Below are 12,486 nucleotides of genomic sequence, written 5' to 3' on the forward strand. Positions count from 1 at the left end.
GTCAGCGCGCTCCGACGGCGGCGGCGAGGCGATCGGCCCAGGCCCCGAGTTGGGTCTCGATCAGGGTCTGGTCGGCCCGGACGGTGACGTCGACGGCCTGCGCCGGCGTGAAGGCGACGGTGGCCGACAGGGGCCCCAGCCGCTCGGCGATGGCCTCGAGGAGGTCGCCAGGGCCCTCGACCCGGATCGGGGCGCCGTTCGTCCCCTCGGTGAGGAGCTTTGCGAGCACGCCCGAGAGTTCCTCGACCGCCCGGACGCGCAGGGACGCGGTCACCACCGGCACCAACAACCGGCCGATGCGCTCGCTCAAGGCCGTGGCCAGGGCCTCGACGGCGCCATTGAGGCCGGCGGCCAGCGCCTCGGCCTCGTGGCGGCACCAGTCGCGGCGGGCGGTGTCGAGGCGCCCGTCGAAGTCCTCGCAGGCCCGGGCGAGGACGGCGGCGGATTCGGCCTGGGCGTCGGCCCGGCCCTGCTCCCAGCCCTTCGCCTCGGCGGCGCGAAGCAGGGCCTCGCGGTCCTCGACGGGAGCCGGCGGCGCGACCGGGGCCGGGGCGGTGCGCAGGAGGAGGGCGAGCCCGTCCTGGGCGCGGGGCGGGGGGGCCGCCGGCGCCACGGAGAAGTCGGGGAGATAACGGGCGATCACCGGTGCCATCACGCGGCCTCCTCACGCAGGAGCCAGCGCTTGAGGATCTGCGCGGCCTGCTCCTCGTCGGCTTCGATCATCTGCTCGAGCCGCTTCTGCGGCGAGCGGTTGAGCTTGTCGGCGAGATCCTCGATCAGGCCGGCGACCCCCGTGGCGGCGGCGGGCGCCGCCAGTTCGGGCAGGCCCGAGGCGGCCGCTCCGGTGAGGGCGCCGGCCGGCGTGCCGTCGGGGTTGAGCCCGGCGGCGGCGGCCAGTGCGGCGACCTGCTCCTGCTCGGCGGCCGGGATCGCCAGGATGGCGCGCATGGCCGGGCGCAGGCCGAACCAGATCAGCAGGCCGGCCACCAGCAGGATGGTGGCGGCGTTGATGAGGGTGGCCGACTGGCGCAGCAGCACGTCGGTGAGGCTCAACGGCGCCACCGGCTCCAGGGCCTGGCCGTCGTTGACGAAGCCCACGGCGGCGACCTTGACGTTGTCGCCCCGCTCCTTGTTGAAGCCCGCGGCCGAGCCGATCAGCTGCTCGATCTCGGCGATCTGGGCGTCGATGGCGGCCTTGCCGCCCTCGGGACCGGCCAGCGCCGCCAGGCGCGAGCGGTTGACCAGCACGGCCACCGAGAGCTGGCGGATGGCGTAGCCGTCGCTCACCGTCTGGATGGTCTTGGTCGAGATCTCGTAGTTGGTCAGGTCCTCGCGCTTCTGGGTCTCGTTGCTCGAGGTGTCGTTGCCGTCCGAGCGCACGCGCTGGTCGGGCAGGTTCTGCTGGGCCGTGGTCGGGCGCTGCGAGGCGCGGTTCTGGGCGTTCTCGGTCTCGCGCACCGCCCGTGTCGAGCGTTCGACGCGCTGGTCGGGATTGTAGATCGTCTCGTTCTGGACGGTCTTGTCGGTGTTGAGGCGGGCCGCGACGCTGACTTCGAAGTTGCCGACGCCGAGGTAGGGGGTCAGCGTCCGGCGGATGTTGTCCTGGACCTCGCGGCCGAGCGTCTTCTCCAGGCTCGCCATCTTGCCGGTGGCGGCGGTGTTGGCCTCGTCGCCCGACAGGATGAGGGCGCCGTCGGTGCCGATCACGGTGACGCGGTCGGGCTTCATGCCGGGCACGGCCGAGGCGACGAGGTGGCGGATCGACTGGGCGCCGCTGACGTCGTCGGCGGGCTCGGTGCGCACCACCACGGAAGCCGAGGGCGGCTGCTGGTCGCGGCGGAACGAGCCGCGGTCGGGCAGGACGATGTGGACGCGCGCGGCACGCACGCCCTTCATGCCCTGGATGGTGCGGGCGATCTCGCCCTCGAGCGCCCGGACCCGGGTGACCTCCTGCATGAACGAGGTCATGCCGAGCGAGCCGAGGTCGTTGAACAGCTCGTAGCCGGACTTGGAGCTCTGCGGCAGGCCCTTCTCGGCGAGCAGCATGCGCGCCTGCGCGGTGTGGCCGTAGGCCACCAGGACGGAGGCGCCGTCGGCGGCGACGTCGAAGGGGATGTTGGCGTCCTTGAGCACGCCGCCGATGCGGCCGACGTCCTCGCGGCTCAGGCCGGTGTAGAGCGTCTCCTGGGCGGGACGGCTGAGGTAGAGGGCGCCAAGCCCCACCGACAGGAAGACGACGAGGCCGATCAGCCCGAGGGCCGCGATCCGCCGCCCGCCCAGGGCGACGATGTTGTTCCAGAGCCTCTCGGCGTGTTGGCGACCGGACATTGACGGGACTGCTCCTGACGGGCACGCGGCCTGTGCCGCCCTTCTTGCCCGTCAGCCTTGCGCGGAGATTGCGTGGCCCGCCGGGGCCTTTCCGTCGCGTTTCGGCGCTGCCGGCGACGTACGGGTTCGACCCCGTCCCGCGACCGGTCGAGAACCGAGAAACCTCAGTAGAACGATCGCACCAGCCCGCTCACCAGCATGTTCCACCCGTCGATCAGGACGAAGAACAGCACCTTGAACGGCAGCGAGATCACGGTGGGCGGCAGCATCATCATGCCCATCGACATCACCACCGTGGACACGATCATGTCGATGACGAGGAACGGCAGCGCGATGAGGAAGCCGATCTCGAAGCCGCGCCGCAGTTCGGAGATCATGAAGGCGGGGATGAGGATGCGCAGGTCGATCTTCTCGCCCTCCTCGGCCGCCGGGAAGGTGCGGCTCGCCAGATCCCGGAAGGTCTGGAGGTCCTTGGGGCGCACGTGCGTGGTCATGAACTCGCGGAACGGCTCGACGATCTTGGGGAAGGCCTCCGCCTCCGTCATCCGGTTCTCGCTGAGCGGCTTCACGCCCTCGTTCCAGGCCCGGTCGAAGGTGGGCGCCATCACGTAGAACGTCAGGAACAGCGACAGGCTCACCAGGAACAGGTTGGCCGGCGTGCTCTGGAGGCCGAGCCCGGAGCGCAGGAACGAGAACGCCACGGCGAACCGCGTGAAGCTCGTCACCATCACGAGGAGGCCGGGCGCCAGGGACAGCACCGTCATCAGCGCGACGAGCTGCAGGATGCGCCCGCTCGCCGCCCCGTTGCCGGCCGGCAGCAGGGCGTCCAGCGCCGGCACGCCGGTGGCGGATTGGGCGGAGGCCGCCGCCGTGAGGACGGGCAGGGCGGCGAGGGCGAGGAACGCCGGTTTGAGATGTCTCATGAGGCTTTCCATCGATCGACCCCGGTCGATGCCGGCGATTCTCCTCCCCCTCGTGGGGAGGAGTCGGAGGTGGGGGTTGTGCCGCTTGCCGGAGGCGGAGGGTCACCCAGCCACCCCCACCCGTCTTCCCTCCCCACGAGGGGGAGGGAGGGTGGCCCGCTACTGGACCACCAGCGATTCCACGATCAGTTCGCGGACCTGGCCCTTGGTGCGCAGCGCCACGCGCTCGTTGAGATCTTCGCGCAGGTGCTGCAGGCCGCTCGGGCCCTCGATCTGCCGGGTGGTGACCGAGCGCAGGTAGGCGGTGATGTCGGCCCGGATCTCGGCGAGCGCCACGTCGGGGCTCGGCACCGCCGCGGTCTTGAACACCACCGAGGATTCGAGCCGCACCCAGGCCTCGTTGGCGTCGGCGAGGTTGGTCACCACCGAGCCGACGCTGCGCAGCGAGAGGTCGCCGGTGTACTTGAGGACCTTCACGGCCTTGTCCTCCTCGTCCTTCTTCTTCTGGTCGACCGCCTTCTCCACGGTGGACTGCAGGTAGAGGCCGAGCCCGCCGCCGGTGCCGATGGCGATCACGCTCGCCACCGCCACGGCGCCGATCAGCGCCATGGCGCCCTTCTTCCTGGGGGCATCGTCCGTCTTGGCGGCCATCGTGGCGTCTCCTCGATCGAACCGTCAGAACGGCGCCAGGGTCTCGAAGACCTGCTGGCCGAAGGTCGGGGCCTGCACCTCGCTGATGCGGCCGCGGCCGCCGTAGGAGATGCGCGCCTCGGCGATCTTGTCGTAGGCGATGGTGTTCAGGCGGGAGATGTCGCGCGGCCGCACGATGCCGGCCACGGTGAGGACGCGGACCTCGTTGTTGACCTGCACCTCCTGCGAGCCCGAGATCAGAATGTTGCCGTTGGGCATGACCTCGGTGACGACGGCCGCCACCGAGAGCCGCAGGCTCTCGGACCGGTCGATGTTGCCCGCCCCCTTGCTCTCGGTGGAGGAGCGGATGCCGGCATCCGCCGTGGCCGTGTCCTTGAGCGCCGAGACGCCGTAGCCGAAATCGAAGCCGAGACCCGAGCGCTGGCTGCGCGAGCGATCGCTGGAGTTGCCGAACTGGGCCTTGTCCTCGATCTGGATCGAGACCGTGATGACGTCGCCGACGTTGCGGGCGCGCGGGTCCTGGAAGATCTCGACGGCGCCGGGCGCCCAGGTCGAATGGTAGGTCTTGCGGTTGAGCGAGCCGAAGGTGGTCGGCAACGCCTCGCGCGGGGCGGCGAGCCCGGTGCCGATCGGGCTCAGCACCGGCGCCTGGCCGAACTCCGACAGGCGGTTGGCGTTGCAGGCGCCCAGAGCCGGCGCGAGGACGAGGAGGGCGAGGCCGAGGCGGGCTCTGGAGCCTGCGGGTGCCGGGCGGGTCATCAGGATTTCTCGCTTTCCCGGGCCTTCTTGCCCAGATCGGTCATGACGCGGGCGAGTTGCGAGGCGCGGGCGGCCTCCATCTCGCTGAGGATGGCGCTCGCGGTGCGGGCGTTCAGCTTGGTGAGGATCGCGGCCGCGGATTCCTCGGGCATGTTGGCGAGCTGGAGGGCGGCCGCGTCGGGACGCATCTTGGTGTAGATCGCCACCACGCCCTCGTCGGCCTTGGCGAGGAAGGCGTTGCGGCGGGTCAGCCAGGATTCGTATTCGGCGCGCTTCTCCTCGAGCTTCGCGATCCGCTCCTCGACCTGCTTCTCCAGGGTCGCGAGCTGCTCCTTCTGCCAGGCGAAGCGCGCGTCGGCGGCGGCATCGGCGATGCTGGCGCAATAGCCGGATTGCTTGGGTGCGGCCTCGGGCGCACGGGCCGCCTCGGCCGGCGGCGGCGGTTCGATCGCCGCGGCCGACCCGGCGGCGAGGACGAGCGCGATGGCGGCAGCGAGGAGGGAGCGCCTGCCGGTCATTGGACGACGAGCTCCGCCTGGAGGGCGCCGGCGGTCTTCACCGCCTGCAGGATCGAGATGATGTCGGTGGGTTTCAGGCCGACCTGGTTGAGGCCGCGCACCAGGGTCTGCAGGTCCGAGCCGCGGATGATGGCGAGCCGGCCCGGCTGCTCGTTGACCGCGACCTCGGTGCGGGGCACCACCACGGTCCGGCCGTTGGAGAAGGGCTCGGGCTGCGAGACCTCCGGCGTCTCGGTGACGCGGACGGTGAGGTTGCCGTGGGTCACCGCCACCGTGGAGACCTGGACGTTGCGGCCGATCACCACCGTGCCGGTGCGCTGGTCGACGACGACCCGGGCCGGCACGTCGGGATCGACGGACAGGTCGCCGATCTCGGCGATGAAGCGGGTCTGGGCGATCTGCGCGGGCCGGATCAGCACCACCGCGCGCTGGTCGCGGGGGATGGCGACGCGCTTGCGGAAACGCTGCAGGGCGTAGGTGTTGATGGCGTCGGCCACCAGGATCGCGGTCTTGAAGTCGGGGTTCTTCAGTTCCATCACCAGTTCGGGCAGGTCGCGGAAGGTGCCGACCACCTCGCGCTCGATCAGCGCCCCGTTGGGAATGCGCCCGGCGGTGGGCACGCCCTGCGTCACCGTCTCGGCCGCGCCGCCGGCGGTGAAGCCCGAGACCGCCAGCGGCCCCTGCGCCGCGGCGTAGACGAGGCCGTCGCCGCCCATCAGCGGCGTCATCAGCAGGGTGCCGCCCTTAAGCGAGGAGGAATCGCCCAGCGAGGTCACGGTGACGTCGATGCGCGAGCCGGTGCCGGTGTAGGGCGGCAGGTCGGCGGTCACCATCACGGCGGCGACGTTGCGGGTGCGCAGGCGGGCGTCGCGGACGTTGATGCCCATCTTGTCGAGCATCGACTGCAGCGACTGCTCGGTGAACTGGGCGTTGCGCAGGGTGTCGCCGGTGCCTTGCAGGCCGGTGACGAGACCGTAGCCGACGAGCTGGTTGTCGCGCACGCCCTTGAGGGTGGCGATGTCCTTGATCCGCGTTCCCGCGGCGGCGGGGACGGCCGCGAGGACGAGGGCCACCAGGACCAGGAGGATGCGGCGCATCACTTGTCCCCGGTGCGGATGCGGCCGTCGGCCATCACCGTGCCGAGGACGATGCGGCCGGTGTCGGCGTTGCGCACCCGGATGAGTTCGCCCAGGCCCCCGTTCTGGAGGGGCGAGCCCACCGTGGTGATGAACAGGCCGTTCTCCTCGAACACGATCTGGGTGGGTGCGCCGCGGCTGACGAGGCGCGGGTCCTCGACGGCGTTGACCGGCACCGGCTCGCCCGGCAGCAGCATCCGCCGGGCGGTGCGCCCGACCATGGCCAGCGGCGCGTCGATGACCGCGCCGCGCGCCCTGAAGGTCTCGGGATAGGCCTGGGAGCGCAGCATCGACTCCTTGATGACGTCGCCGGCGTAGATCGTCACCGTGGGCACCGGCAGCACGAGGTCGGCCGCCCAGAGCGGGCCGGCGCAGAGGGCGAGCCCTGTCGCGGCCGAGGCGAGGCCCCGCGTGATCCGTCCGGTGAGATGTGTCTGGCCCATGGTGGTCGCGCTCTTCATCGTGTGTCCGGCCGGCGGCGAGCCGGGTCCCTCGGCCGGGCGTCCGCCCCGCCGTCCGCCTGTTCGAGGTCTCGGGCGGCACGCATCGAGCAGGCGCCGCCGGTGGGGTGGAGGATCGGGGTGGCCCCGCCTCAGCGCGGCCGGTGGCCCTATCGGATGCCCTTGGAGACCGTGCCGGCCATCTCGTCGGCGGCCTGGATCACCTTCGAGTTCATCTCGAAGGCGCGCTGGGCGGTGATCATGTTGGTGATCTCCTTGACCGGATCGACGTTCGATCCTTCGAGGTAGCCCTGCTGGATCTTGCCGAAGCTGACGTCGCCGGCGACGCCCACCACCGGCTGCCCGGAGGCCGGGGTCTCGCGGTAGAGGCCGTTGCCCAGGGGCTCGAGGCCGGATTCGTTGGCGAAGTTGGCGAGCGAGAGCTGGCCGATGTTCTGCTGGGCGACCTGGCCGTCGATCTTGGCGAAGACCTGGCCGGACTGGTTGACCACCACGTCGACGGCGTTGGCGGGCAGGAGGATCGCCGGCTCGACGGTGTAGCCCTCCAGCGTCACCAGCTGGCCGGCGTTGTTGCGGTTGAACGAGCCGGCGCGGGTGTAGTTGATCTCGCCGTTGGGGTTGGTGATCTGGAAGTAGCCGCGGCCGTTGATGGCCAGGTCGAGCTGGTTCGACGTGTTGGCGAGCTGCCCCTGGCGGTGGAGGTTGCGGATCGCGGCGGTGCGCACGCCCAGGCCCAGCATGGCGCCCTCGGGCACCGGCTCCTGGCCGGCCTGGTTGGGCACGCCCTGCTGGCGCTCGGCCTGGTAGAGCAGGTCGGTGAACTCGGCCCGCGCCTGCTTGAAGCCGGTGGTGTTGAGGTTGGCGATGTTGTTGGCGATGACCTCGAGGTTCATCTGCTGGGCGTTCATGCCGGTCGCGGCGATGGCGAGTGCTCTCACGGCGGTACTTCCTTAAATCGGCGGATCTCAGATCGGCATGCGGCTGAGTTCGAGGTAGGCGGCCACGACCTTGTCGCGCACTGCGATGGCGGTCTGCAGGCTCTGTTCGGCGGAGAGCACCGCCTCCACCACCTGTTGGGCGGAGGCCTTGCCCTGGATGCCCTGGATGGCGGTGGCCTCGCCGGTCCGCACCGAGGTGCGCACCCCCGACACCAGCTGGGCCATGACGTCGCCGAAGTCCGTGACCGGGGCGGCGCCGCCCACGGCGGGCATCACCGCCCGCTGCAGGGCGGCGGTGCCTTCGGTGCGCGAGGCCGCGCCGGCCCGGTCGAAGGCGGAAATGGAGGCGAGGGCTTCGATCATCGGGGCGGGTCTTCTTTCAGGACTTCAGGAGGTCGATGACGCTGGCCACCATGGCGCGGGCCTGCTTGATCACCTGCACGTTGGCCTCGTAGGAGCGGTTGGCCTCGCGGATGTCGGCCATCTCCACGAGCATGTTCACGTTGGGCATCTTGACGTTGCCCTCGTCGTCGGCGGCCGGGTTGCCGGGATCGCGCTCGATCCGGAACGGGCTCTTGTCGGTGCCGATGGTGTTCAGCTTCACCGAGGCGAGGCCCGCGGCCCGGTCCATGGCCGAGCGGAAGGACACCGTCTTGCGGGCATAGGGGTCCGAGCCCGGCTCCGCCCCGGTGGACTGGGCGTTGGCGACGTTCTCGGCGGCGATGCGCAGGCGCAGGGACTGCGCCTCCATGCCGGCGCTGGCCAGGCGCGTGGAGGCGGAGAGCGGATCGATCATCAGCCCGCCCTCACGGCGGACATCAGCATGCGGTGAAACGCCTTCACGATGCCGGTGTTGAGGTTGTGGTCGCGGCTGACCTCGCCGGCCTTGAGCATCTCCTGCTCCAGGCTGACAGAGCTCGAGGTCTCGAGGGCGTCCCAGGCCGCTTCGGCCTTGACCGGCCGCGTCGGAACCGGGCTCTCGGCGGAGGCGACATGGGCGCTCGCCGTCATCGCCAGCCCGGTCATGGAGCCGGCGCGGGAGAGCACCTCGGCGAAGGGCACCACGTCGCGGGCCTTGTAGTCGGGGGTGTTGGCGTTGGCGACGTTGCTGGCGATCGTCGCCTGCCGGACGGCGAGGTGACGGGCCTGCTGCGAGGCGATCTCGAAAAGGTAAACGCCTGTCACCGCCCTGGCTCCGGATGTGATCGTCTTCGATGTGGACCAGTAGGGCGGCAACCTTGTCCGAAGCTGACGGGCGAGGCCGGCGCCGCGCCCAACCTTGACAGGCCGGGGAGGAGACCGCAGGTCCGAGGCCGGCCCGGGCCCCTGCCCGTTCGATGGTCCGTCCCGCTTGATCCCGAGCCCGCGATGACCCTTCGCCCCCTGCCGGACGTCGCATGAGCGGGCCGACCCCCTCGCCTGACCCCTCCCCGGCCCGCTATGCCGGCGGCGCCCACCCCGGCGCTGGCGAAGACGAGCACGTGGTCGGCACCAAGAACCGCTGGTCGCGGGTGGTGCTCGCCTACGGCGACCTCGTCCCCGACGGGTGGTGCGAGGTCCGGTTCGGCATCGCCTGGGACGCGGACGAGACCGCGGCGGCCGCCCCCGATTTCGCCCTGGTCGGCATCGACCCGCAGGCGCAGGACGGATCGAGCCTCGACCTCGACCAGATGCCGGGCCTCGACCGCACGCAACTCGACCCCCACGGCACCTGGATCGCCGGCCCGGCCTATCACCCCGGCGAAGCGGCGGCGCCCCGCGCCGCGCTCGTGCGCGTCGCCTTCATGCTGCCGGCCCCGGCCGCGCGGGTGGCGGTGACGATCCGCTCCTGGCGCAACACCCGGCCCTTCGTCGTCACCCGCCCGCAGCTGAGCCAGGCCCGGCGCGACGCCCTCGCCCCACCGCCCTCGCGCCGCCGCCGGCGTCTCGGGCCTGAGCCGGTATGGTTCGACCACGTCCTGGTGCCGGGGCGGCCCCTGGTCCTGCGCGGGCAGATCTTCGCGGCGACCCCCGGCGAGCACGCCGCCCACGCACGCATCCTCTACCGCGACGCGGGCGGCACGCCGATCCCGCCGCCCTATCCCGGCACCATCGTGCTCCCGGCATTGGGCGCCTTCGTCGACCTGCCGACCCAGCAGCAGGCCCGCCGCTTCACCCTCGACCTCATGCCGCCGCCGGACGCGGCCCGCGTCTCGGTGGGGTTTGCCGCCTGGGACGGGGACGGGCGCCCGGTCGAACTCATCGACGACCCCGAGGTCGCCCTCGACGACAGGCTGCGGCTGGAGAGCGTGAGCGGCGACGACCTCCTCGCGGCCCCCGCCTTCCTCGCGCGGCTGGCCGAACACCTCGAGCTGTCGGACGCGGCGGTGGCGGCCTGGTGCCCTCCGCGCAGGACGGTCGCCGCGGTGCCCCCGATCCTGGCCAGGGCGCGCGCCCTGCAGGACGGCGAGGCGAAGGCCGGGGCCGGCGTGCTGCGTCTCGCCGCCTGCCCCGACTGGCCCGTGCCGGAAACACCGGACTGGACCGAGGATCCGTTCCGCTCGGTGCCCTGGCGCATCGCCTACCAGGCCCTGACCTGGCTGTGGCCCATGGCCGAATCCCCGGGCGGGCCGGAGCGGGCGCTGGCGCTGGCGCTGTCGTGGTCCGCGGGCAATCCCTGGGGCGATCCGGCCGACGGACTCGCCCTGCATCCGGCCGCCCTCGCCCAGCGAGCCGAGGTCTTCGTCAGGCTGCTCGGGCGTGCGCCCGAGGGCGAGGCCGCCGCCCTCGTCCTCACCGGCGAGATCGCCCGGCACGGGTTCGCCCTCGCCGAGATCGTCGGGCAGAACGCCCTGGCGCGCTCCCTCCTGCAGTTCGAGGCCGCCGCCGCCCTCCTCGGGGTCGCCCGCGCCCTGCCCGCCCTGCCCGTGGCCGCCCATTGGACGGGGCTGGCGCTTAGCGGCGTCGCCGCCTGCATCGAGCGCCAGATCCGGCCCGACGGGTCCATCCCCGACCCGAGCCTGCATCGGCGCCTCGACCTCGCGACCCTGGGACGCGCGCTGGCCGAGGGGCTGACGGACCACCCCCTCGCCGCGACCATCGCGGGACGGGTGGAAGCGGCGATGCCCGGGCTCACCGGCCTCCTCGATCCCGGCGGACGGCTGCCGCCGTTCGGGGACACGCCCCACGGGGTGGACCACGCCGCCTGGATCGGACGCCTGCGCGGCCGCAGAGCGCTGGAGACGGACTTGGTGGCCGACCGCCGGCGCGGCCCGCCGCCGCCGCCCCCGGAGCCGGCCGCCCCGTCTGGCGGCGTCATCGTCCTGCGCCAGGACGCCCCGGGACGGCTGTGGGGCCACCTCGCCTGCACCTACGCGGCCAACGGGTCCGGGCATCGCGACGCCACCTCCTTCGTCTATGCGACGGAGGGCGTGCGCTGGATCGTCGAGGCGGGCGGGTCGAGCCTCGTGGAGACGGGGGCGGTGCGCCACCACCTCGTGAGCGCGCAGGGCCACAACGTGGCCGCTCCCGACGGGCGCGAACCGATGGCGGGCGAGGCCTGGCTCGCGGGCGTGACCGCCCTCGACGGCGCCACCGCCTACGAGATCGGCACCGGCGTCCACGGCTCCACCTACGCTCATGCCCGCCTCGTGGTGGCGCTGCACGACCTCAGCGGGCTCGTCGTCCTCGATCGCTTCGCGACGCGGGGCGGGCCGATCGCGATGGAAGGATGGCTGCACCTGGGCCCCGACATCCTGGCCGCCATCGTCTCGCCGCGCCGGGCGATGGCGCAGCACGGGCGCTCGCGGCTGGCCTTCACGCCGATCGTCCAGGCCGGACGCGCGGCGGGGCTCGCCATCGTCAACGGCCGCAACGACCGGCCCGGGACGATGCAGGGATTCGTTTCGCAGGCCGCGGGTGCGCTCACCCCCTCCAGCGTGCTGCGCTACGCCCTGTCCGGGACGGACCGGGTCTGCGGCGGCATGATGATCGCCTCCGACACCGTGGCCGAGGGGCGTCTGGCCACCCTGCTCGCCGGGCGTGCCCTCGCCCCGATCCTGGCCGGACCCGAGTCCTGAGGGCCTTCGCCGCCCGTCGTGCAAAATCCGTCTGATTGCTTTGCAATGCGGATTTCGGCTTCGCTCAGATGCCGCGCGGGCTTGGTGATACGGTTCCCGCTTTATCCAAGCGGAAACCGTATCACTGGCCGACGATGCCGTAGATCACGATGCAGGTGCCGATGGCGATGAGGCCATAGGCCAGGGCGGTGTTCTTCCAGTGGTCGAACTCGGATGGGGTGTCGCCGTCGAACTCGTTCATCTCGGCCTCCGTCGTCGATCGTGAGGGATGCCCTGGGCAGGCGCCGCCGGCCTCACGGCCCGCAGCGGGCGCGAGGCCGGCGGCGGGCTCGCTCAACGGAAGGAGATCCCGGCGCCGAAGGGGCCGACGTGAAAGACGGGACGGACGCCGTAATGGCCGCGGCCGCCATAGCCGTCGTCACCGCGATAGGGCCGGCCGTAGCCGTAGCCGTAGCGGCGATACATCGGGCGGCAGTCGCCGAAGCGGTTGGGGATCCAGCCGGGGCCGCAGCCGTAGGCGACCGTGTCGACCAGCGTCGCCGGCGGCGAGGCGGGCACGGCGAGCGGCGCCGCGACCGCCGGGGACACGAGGCCGACGCCGGTCAGGGCGAAGGCGGCAAATCCGATGTTTGAAAGGCGCGTCATGATGGGACCTCCTCGAAACGTCGAAGCGGCACCGGCCGGCTCCGAACGACGACTGGGTTAGGCCCCCAC

Annotated in this window: 14 protein-coding genes; 1 reads left to right on the forward strand and 13 read right to left on the reverse strand. The window is 72.0% G+C overall.

The genetic code is table 11. The features are described from left to right. Position 1: 1 nt before the first annotated feature. The 12 genes from ASG40_RS14380 to flgB form a co-directional block, all read right to left on the reverse strand. Positions 2-652 (reverse strand): hypothetical protein, encoded by a 651-nt coding sequence (locus tag ASG40_RS14380; RefSeq protein ID WP_055886983.1) that lies wholly within the window; start codon positions 650-652, stop codon positions 2-4. Continuing rightward, positions 652-2,328 carry a flagellar basal-body MS-ring/collar protein FliF gene (gene fliF, locus ASG40_RS14385; RefSeq protein WP_055886986.1) on the reverse strand — a complete coding sequence of 559 codons (1,677 nt, stop codon included), beginning with the start codon at positions 2,326-2,328 and terminating at the stop codon, positions 652-654. The genes ASG40_RS14380 and fliF overlap by 1 nt, the downstream gene beginning before the upstream one ends. 164 nt (positions 2,329-2,492) lie before the next feature. After that, the gene (gene fliP / locus ASG40_RS14390; RefSeq protein WP_443136617.1) at positions 2,493-3,251 is read right to left on the reverse strand and encodes a flagellar type III secretion system pore protein FliP; all 759 of its coding nucleotides are present in this window, start codon (positions 3,249-3,251) and stop codon (positions 2,493-2,495) included. 159 nt (positions 3,252-3,410) lie between these two features. Continuing rightward, entirely contained in the window at positions 3,411-3,902 is a 492-nt protein-coding gene (locus ASG40_RS14395) for a flagellar basal body-associated FliL family protein (protein WP_055886993.1), read from the reverse strand. A 24-nt stretch (positions 3,903-3,926) separates the two neighbouring features. Beyond that, complete coding sequence (gene flgH / locus ASG40_RS14400) at positions 3,927-4,661, reverse strand: flagellar basal body L-ring protein FlgH (RefSeq protein WP_055886997.1); 735 nt, start codon at positions 4,659-4,661, stop codon at positions 3,927-3,929. Continuing rightward, positions 4,661-5,179, reverse strand: coding sequence for a MotE family protein (locus ASG40_RS14405; RefSeq protein WP_055887000.1), 519 nt, complete (start codon positions 5,177-5,179; stop codon positions 4,661-4,663). The genes flgH and ASG40_RS14405 overlap by 1 nt, the downstream gene beginning before the upstream one ends. Beyond that, positions 5,176-6,276 (reverse strand): flagellar basal body P-ring protein FlgI, encoded by a 1,101-nt coding sequence (flgI, locus tag ASG40_RS14410; RefSeq protein ID WP_055887002.1) that lies wholly within the window; start codon positions 6,274-6,276, stop codon positions 5,176-5,178. Before flgI ends, ASG40_RS14405 begins: the two co-directional genes overlap by 4 nt. Further along, the gene (flgA, locus tag ASG40_RS14415) at positions 6,276-6,776 is read right to left on the reverse strand and encodes a flagellar basal body P-ring formation chaperone FlgA (protein ID WP_244480624.1); all 501 of its coding nucleotides are present in this window, start codon (positions 6,774-6,776) and stop codon (positions 6,276-6,278) included. Before flgA ends, flgI begins: the two co-directional genes overlap by 1 nt. A gap of 149 nt (positions 6,777-6,925) precedes the next feature. After that, a complete protein-coding gene (gene flgG, locus ASG40_RS14420; protein ID WP_055887005.1) occupies positions 6,926-7,714 on the reverse strand; it encodes a flagellar basal-body rod protein FlgG in 789 nt (262 codons plus the stop codon). A gap of 27 nt (positions 7,715-7,741) precedes the next feature. Continuing rightward, a complete protein-coding gene (locus ASG40_RS14425) occupies positions 7,742-8,077 on the reverse strand; it encodes a flagellar hook-basal body complex protein FliE (protein ID WP_055887008.1) in 336 nt (111 codons plus the stop codon). 16 nt (positions 8,078-8,093) lie between these two features. Beyond that, complete coding sequence (gene flgC, locus ASG40_RS14430; protein ID WP_055887010.1) at positions 8,094-8,510, reverse strand: flagellar basal body rod protein FlgC; 417 nt, start codon at positions 8,508-8,510, stop codon at positions 8,094-8,096. Continuing rightward, positions 8,510-8,899, reverse strand: coding sequence for a flagellar basal body rod protein FlgB (flgB, locus tag ASG40_RS14435; protein WP_055887014.1), 390 nt, complete (start codon positions 8,897-8,899; stop codon positions 8,510-8,512). Before flgB ends, flgC begins: the two co-directional genes overlap by 1 nt. Positions 8,900-9,111: 212 nt before the next feature. Between flgB and ASG40_RS14440 the strand changes: the two genes are divergently transcribed. Beyond that, positions 9,112-11,772, forward strand: coding sequence for a heparinase II/III domain-containing protein (locus ASG40_RS14440; RefSeq protein WP_055887017.1), 2,661 nt, complete (start codon positions 9,112-9,114; stop codon positions 11,770-11,772). Between the two features lie 333 nt (positions 11,773-12,105). Here ASG40_RS14440 and ASG40_RS14445 read toward each other — a convergent pair whose 3' ends face one another. Beyond that, complete coding sequence (locus tag ASG40_RS14445; RefSeq protein ID WP_055887020.1) at positions 12,106-12,417, reverse strand: GCG_CRPN prefix-to-repeats domain-containing protein; 312 nt, start codon at positions 12,415-12,417, stop codon at positions 12,106-12,108. Positions 12,418-12,486 lie beyond the last annotated feature (69 nt).

It is taken from the genome of Methylobacterium sp. Leaf399, from assembly GCF_001424525.1.
In the GTDB taxonomy this organism is placed as follows: Bacteria; Pseudomonadota; Alphaproteobacteria; order Rhizobiales; family Beijerinckiaceae; genus Methylobacterium.